At 70.6% G+C, this 6,179-nt stretch carries 5 protein-coding genes; all 5 read right to left on the reverse strand.

What is annotated here, in order from left to right; genetic code table 11:
• Positions 1–79: 79 nt before the first annotated feature.
• The gene (locus PHC73_RS10370; protein ID WP_300127648.1) at positions 80–1,273 is read right to left on the reverse strand and encodes a glycosyltransferase; all 1,194 of its coding nucleotides are present in this window, start codon (positions 1,271–1,273) and stop codon (positions 80–82) included.
• A 76-nt stretch (positions 1,274–1,349) separates the two neighbouring features.
• Positions 1,350–2,540 carry an acyltransferase gene (locus PHC73_RS10375; protein ID WP_300127651.1) on the reverse strand — a complete coding sequence of 397 codons (1,191 nt, stop codon included), beginning with the start codon at positions 2,538–2,540 and terminating at the stop codon, positions 1,350–1,352.
• A complete protein-coding gene (locus tag PHC73_RS10380; RefSeq protein WP_300127655.1) occupies positions 2,537–4,267 on the reverse strand; it encodes a class I SAM-dependent methyltransferase in 1,731 nt (576 codons plus the stop codon). The genes PHC73_RS10375 and PHC73_RS10380 overlap by 4 nt, the downstream gene beginning before the upstream one ends.
• On the reverse strand, positions 4,264–4,830 hold the full coding sequence (locus PHC73_RS10385; RefSeq protein ID WP_300127658.1) for a methyltransferase domain-containing protein: 567 nt from the start codon (positions 4,828–4,830) through the stop codon (positions 4,264–4,266). Before PHC73_RS10385 ends, PHC73_RS10380 begins: the two co-directional genes overlap by 4 nt.
• Before the next feature lie 289 nt (positions 4,831–5,119).
• Positions 5,120–6,179: Wzt carbohydrate-binding domain-containing protein (locus PHC73_RS10390; RefSeq protein ID WP_300127661.1), on the reverse strand; the 1,060-nt coding region annotated here is incomplete at its 5' end.

A 6,179-nucleotide genomic window follows, 5' to 3' on the forward strand; every position in this document is an offset into this window, starting at 1 on the left:
GGGCGAATGGATTCGGCCAGCACCCGCGCCTTGGGCAGATAGTTGGCGGTGATGCTGGTAAAGGCGTGCACCCCCGCCATCAGCGCAGCCTCAGCCAGCGCAGGATGCGCCGCGACCAGCCCCAGACGCGGGAATTGGCGATCGCATCGAAGCGCGCCTGCAGATCGTCCAGTGCCGCGCGCATCTGTGTGGCTTCCTGCTCCAGCGCCGCGCAGCGCGGCAGCAGGCGCGCCACCTCGGCCTCGCGCTCGCGCACGAAGCGCTCGGCGTTGGCGAGCACATGGGCCAGTTCATCGGCGCGGCCACGGGTGGCGGCCAGCTCCTCGCGCAGCTGCGCGGCATCGCGCTCCCGGGCCTCGAGCTTGTCGACCAGCCAGGCGGCACGGGCATCGCGCTCGGCGATCAGCTCCTCCAGCACGGTGCCGCAGTCAGCCGGCAGGCGCCGGCCGCGCGCCCGGGTCAGATTGTCGCGCAGGCGCCGGGCCGGATCCGCGCGCAGAAAGGCCATCACCTGCTCGTGGTATTCGGGGTGCAGCCGGTTCATGACCTCCGTGCCTGCGGCCATCAGTCCCTCGCGCTCGGCGCCGAAGCTGATCGAACCCTCGTGGAACACGAACACGTCGGCGGCCAGCACGTTGCGCCAGCCGGCCTTGGCCGCACGCCTGCAGAAGTCGCATTCCTCGCCGTAGCCGCGCGCGAAATTGGCGATATCGAAGCCGCCCAGCGCCTGCCAGCAGGCGCGGCGCACGTACAGGCAGAAGCCCACGCCGGTGGGCAGATCGACCGCCTGCCCGGCATTGACGCGCGCGCACAGAGCGTCCAGCGCGGCCAGCGTCCAGCCGGCCGGCAGCGCGTTGACATCCAGCATGTTGGGGTAGCTGCAGATCGAGCCGTTGTTGGACAAGGGCGTGATGGTGCCGATGCGCGGGTCCGCCGCGGCGTGCGCCAGCAGCCGATCCAGCCAGTCACCCGCCACCTCGGTGTCGCTGTTGAGCAGCACCGCGTCGCGCTCCGGATGCAGCGCCATGGCGCGGTTGACGGTGGCGACGAAGCCCAAGTTCTGTGGATTGCGCAGCAATGTGATGCGGCCCGCCGCGGCCAGCTCGTCGAGCCAGGCCGACAGCTCCGGCTCCGGGCTGGCATCGTCGGTCACCACCAGCTCGAAAGCGGTACGGTTGGCGCTAGCGAGCACGGATTCGATGCAGCGGCGGGTCGGCGCCAGCCCCCGGTACACGGGGACCACGATATCGACCCCCAGGTTGTCCTCGCTCACCAGCCGGATTCCGCCAATGCCACACCGGGGCGCATTGTAGCCGCCACTGCGCGCTCCTGTCGGCGCGATCCCGGCTTCAGGGAACCGCCCGCGGCGACGCGGGCGCCGGTGCCGATGCGCGCACCAGGCCACCGCGCACCCGGGCGATCAGGGGCCGCTCCACCCAGTGCCAGGACAGCGCCGCCGCCAGCACCGTGGCGCCCAGGCAGGTCGGCAGCAGCCAGGGCAGTGCATAGCCTTCGAACGGCGCCGGGACAGCCTTCAACCAGCGCAGCATCGGGTTGTGCCAGAGGTAGATGCCGTAACTGACCGTGCCCAGATACCGCATCGGCCGATTGGCCAGCAGCCGGTGGAGCAGCGTCGAACCGCCGGCCGCACCGAGCACCACGGCCGCGACCGCAAGACAGAACGACGGCGTCCACAGAAACGTGATGGGGGCCAAGGTCCAGTAGGCGCGATAGCCGAAGTGCATCCAATACAGCAGCGCGCCGGCGACCGCGATCGCGGTCAACGCCACCAGCTCGCGGCAGCGCGGCGAGGCCGCCAGCCAGTCGGCCATGCCACCGCGGAAGATCACTGCCGCCGCCATGCCCAGGGCGAAGGAATCCAGCGAACCCGGCAATTGGTAACCCAGCTGAAAGCGTCCGGCGGGCGCTAGCTCCGCCGCCCACACCTGGATCGTCAGCCAGCGCCACAGCACCATCGCACCCAGGCCGACCGCGAGCACCAGCCACAGCCAGCGCCGATGTAGCAGGGGCGCCAACAGCGGCAGCGCCAGATAGAAGGAAAACTCGATCGGCAATGTCCACCAGACGTCATTGAGCATGGCCACGCCCAGTGGTTCGGGCAGGAACGCCATCCCCAAATACCCCGCCAGTTCGCCGAAACCACCGATCACCCAATGGCCATCGGCTTGCCAGGCGACGAGCAGCAGGATCAGCAGCTGCAGGTAATAACCAGGCAATACGCGTGCGCAGCGCCGCGCCAGGTAAGGCAGGGTGCGAGGCCGGGCGCGGCGGCCTGCGCACCAGTCGACATAAGGTAGCGCCAGCAGAAATCCGGACAGTACGAAAAACACCTGCACCCCGGCCCAGCCGATGCTGAAAACGGGCGTGAAATCCAGATTCCAGCCCGCCACCTCGAGGGTCATTCGCCGCGGCCCCGCCGCGCCCCAGACGTGGAACAACAGCACCCACAGGGCGGCGAAACCACGCAGCCCAGTCAGCGCCGCGATCTCGCCGTCGCGCAGCACGGGGCCGCCGGTCACGCTCGGCCTCCGCGCACCGGCATGGCATGGAGCAGCAGCTCGCAGAAGCCGATCCAGGCGCCGCCGTGTACCCACTCCTGAAAGCGCCGCTCGGCGGCGTGGCAGGGTGCCAGCTCGGCGGCACCGACGGCATAACCACAGCGTCCCATGATCTCGATGCCGAGGGGGCCCAGCGCGATGGGCTGGCCGCCGGCGGGCGGCGCACAACTCGAAACCCCGAGCAACGACAGCATCAGCCCGCGATAGCACAGGTGGCCGAAATCGAGGCCGTCGACCAGCTCCCACTCCAGATCGATAAACGTGCCGCGGTCGCCGGCCACCATCAGGTTGCGCGGCACCGCATCCACCAGGCGCCCGTCGAGTCGGGTGTCCCACGCCAGCGCCGCCCGCGGGATTCCAGCGTGACGGGCGAGGTGATCGAGCCAGGCGCCGAGCCAATCGGCGACCGCCGCCGCGGTCCAGCCGGGCTGGTTGAGGACTTCCAACAATCGCCCGTGCCAGAGCTGGCCGGGTGCGAACGCTGCCGCCTCCAGATGCTGGTGCAGAGGCACATCCGGCACCGGCGCGGCCGGATCGAGGCGCCGCGCCAAGACGCGCGCCGGCTGTGGTGGCCGACGCCGCCACCAGTGCCGCGCGCCGGGATCGGCGGCGTGGATGGCGATCCCCTTGGCAAACCCGGGGCGGCGCTCGGCGGCATAGTGGTGGGCCAGCGCCGGCACCGGCGGCAGCAGCCCGGGCGCTGTCGCCGCCGCCACCAGAAAGGAATTGGCCAGCTCGCCGCCAAGGCCGTTGCGCAGCACCGTGCGCCAGGCCTGTTCCAGCGAGAAATGCCAGGCCGGCGGCAACTGGGGGTCGGCGGTCACCGAGCCCGCCGCCAGCGGCGTCAGATCCAGGCCGTGAGCGCCGCTCACGGCGGCCTCGGACAAGACCGCGACCGGCAGCTTGTAATCGGGAAACGGATACCACCAGCGGATCGACGCCAGGCCCGCCGCTGCCAGCCGGGCGCCGAGTTCGGCGCGGCCGAAGGTCACCGCGCCGTCGGCGCGATAGCGATCCTCGATGCCGACCATGGGGGCGGCCTCGTGGTCCTCGGCGCAGCCGGCGAAGTATTTGAGGCCGAGCTGGTTCTCGATGGCCACCAGCAGCACCCCATCGGCACGCAGCAGGTGGCGCGCCCGCTCGAGCAGCGCCGCGACCGGGTCCGGTCCGGGATCATCCGCATACAGTTGCCGCGCGTATTCCAGCACGCCGATCAGGGTCACCACGTCGAAGCGTTCGGCGGGCGCGAAATCCTGCAGCCGGTCGGCCACCACAGCGACGTTTTCGAGCCCGGCGCAGCGCGCCGCTGCCACCGCCGCCCGCCGCGGGCTGCCCTCCAGCGCCAGCACCCGCGCCCCGCATTCGCCCAGATAGCGGGTGATGGCGCCGCAACCCGCCCCGACCTCCAGCACCGCGCGGCCGCGCAGCCAGTCCTCCAGCGGACGCAGCAGGTTGGCCCGGCGCGGGCTCAGGTGGTAGTGGGTCGGCCAGTCGCGAATGGCGGCGCGCAATGCGGGCGACAGCACGCTGCGATCGGCGGTGGCGCGCAGCAGCGCCAACAGTTCGGCCTCGACGTCCTCGCCGTCGGTGTAGGGGAATTCCACCCGCGCCGCGGCGGGCAGCCAGCAACCGGTGGCGGCATCCAGGGCGTAGCCCGCGGCGGCGAGCCACGGGAAGGCGGCGGTCATTTCTCGATCAGGTAATAGAGGCTGCCGCGATCCTCGGGACGCGGGTTGCCATCGAGGGTGTTGAACAGGGCGTCGACGATGCGCCAGCCACGGCTGCGGATCATGCGGTCGAAGGAGGCCCGCGAATAGCGGTTGCCCCAGCTCAGGCCCGGGGCGGGCTTTTCAAAATAATCCGGCTCGTCGCGCGCCAGGGAGACCACGGTTTGCACGATCAGGTAGTGGTTCGCCATCCGGTAAGAACGATCCAGCACGGCCTCCGGGTCGTCGACATGGTAGAGGCCGCCGACATTGGCCACCACATCCGCTCGCTCGGCGTCCGGGATCGCCTCCACCCGGGTGCGCCGAAATTCCGCCTGCCTCAGGCCGAGCAGCTCGCGCATGCGCTCGGCATTAGCCAGATGGCCCTCGCGGTCGTCGTCGTAGCCGGTCGCGCGGCTGGCGCCGAAATGCGCCGCCAGCAGGGTGTAGAAGCCGTCGGCGCAGAACAGCTCGGCGAAACTCAGGTCGCGCTGGCCGCGGCAGCGCAGGCGGGCGAAGGCCGTCAGCAGGTAGGCCGCGATCACCGGGGCCTTGGCCTGCTGGTTGGGCGCGTAGATGCCGGGCAGCTGCGCGGTGGGCATGCCCAGCCAGGCGAAATCGTGGTACAGGGGCCCGGGCGGTGTCGGCCGGTCATTCACTTTGCTGTCTCCCGTTGCCAAAATCGGCGGTCCGTGGATCGCCGCGGCGCTGTGTGCGCCTCGCCATGACGAGAAAAAAGCCCCGCGATGGCCGCTGTGCGGTCATTGCGAGCCCCGAAGGGGCGCCGCAATCCATTCTTTCCCTGCCGGCACCAACCGGCGCATCGGGCGCCCGTCAAACCCGCCGCGCCACCGCGTGCAGATTCGCCAATCCCACCGCGCCGGAGGCGTCGACCACCTCGAAATGCAGGCAGTCGTAGCGCCGGTCGAGGGGCACCACCTCGCCGCCCTCCTCGCAAGACACCCCGGCCGAGAGCAGATAGCCGCCGGCGCCCAGGTTCAGGTCGAGGGTAAAGGCGACGCAAACCTCCTCGCCGGCGGCCACCGCCAGCGGCTGCGGGTAGACCGCCGGGCTGCGCGTGCTGTTGCCGAACACGGTAACCCCATCCGGGGTCTTGATGAACAGTCCGAAGATGGCCCGCGCGCAGGCACGCTCGAAGGTGGCACGCAGCACCACCTCGACCGTCGCCCCCGACTCCAGGCTCACCCGGTGCCGGCTGTCGCCCGGCAGCCCGATGCGGATGTCCTGCAGCCGCGCACCGCCGTTGCCCCAGCGGTATTCGCTGGCGAAATAGCCGGTGCGCTGCTCGAGCGCCGCAATCCCCTGTTGGTCGTCGGCGGCGCCCGAAGCGGCGGCCGCGGGCTCGGTGGGCCGCGGCGCGACGCCGAGCATCAGCTCCAGATACTGGTTGCAGACCGCGCGCGGCTCGCCGTCGGCGATCAGCCGGCCGCCCTCCAGCAGCAGCGCACGATCGCAGTGGCGCACCACCTGCTCGGTGGAATGGGTGACCAGCAACACCGTGCGCCCGCGCCCGACCAGCTCCTCGAAGCGGCGGAAGCACTTGGCCTGAAACTGCACGTCGCCCACCGCCAGCGCCTCATCGATGATGAGGACGTCGGGGTCGACGCTGGCGGCCACCGCAAACGCCAGGCGCACGTACATGCCCGACGAATACAGCTTGACCGGCCGATCCAGGAAATCGCCGATGTCGGCGAAGGCCGCGATTTCCGGCAGCCGCGCCTCGATCTCGCGGTTCGACAGGCCGAGGATGGCGGCATTGATGCGCACGTTCTCCAGGCCGGTGAATTCCGGGTTGAAGCCGGCGCCCAGCTCCAGCAGCGCGGCCAGCCGGCCGCGGATCTGGAAGCTGCCGGCGCTCGGCTCGAGCACCCCG

The organism is Immundisolibacter sp., assembly GCF_028696615.1.
Classification (GTDB): domain Bacteria; phylum Pseudomonadota; class Gammaproteobacteria; order Immundisolibacterales; family Immundisolibacteraceae; genus Immundisolibacter.

Excerpts from the sequence above, each read along its gene's own strand:
- PHC73_RS10380 (WP_300127655.1), bottom strand. The coding sequence starts at position 4,267 with ATGACCGCCGCCTTCCCGTGGCTCGCCGCCGCGGGCTACGCCCTGGAT.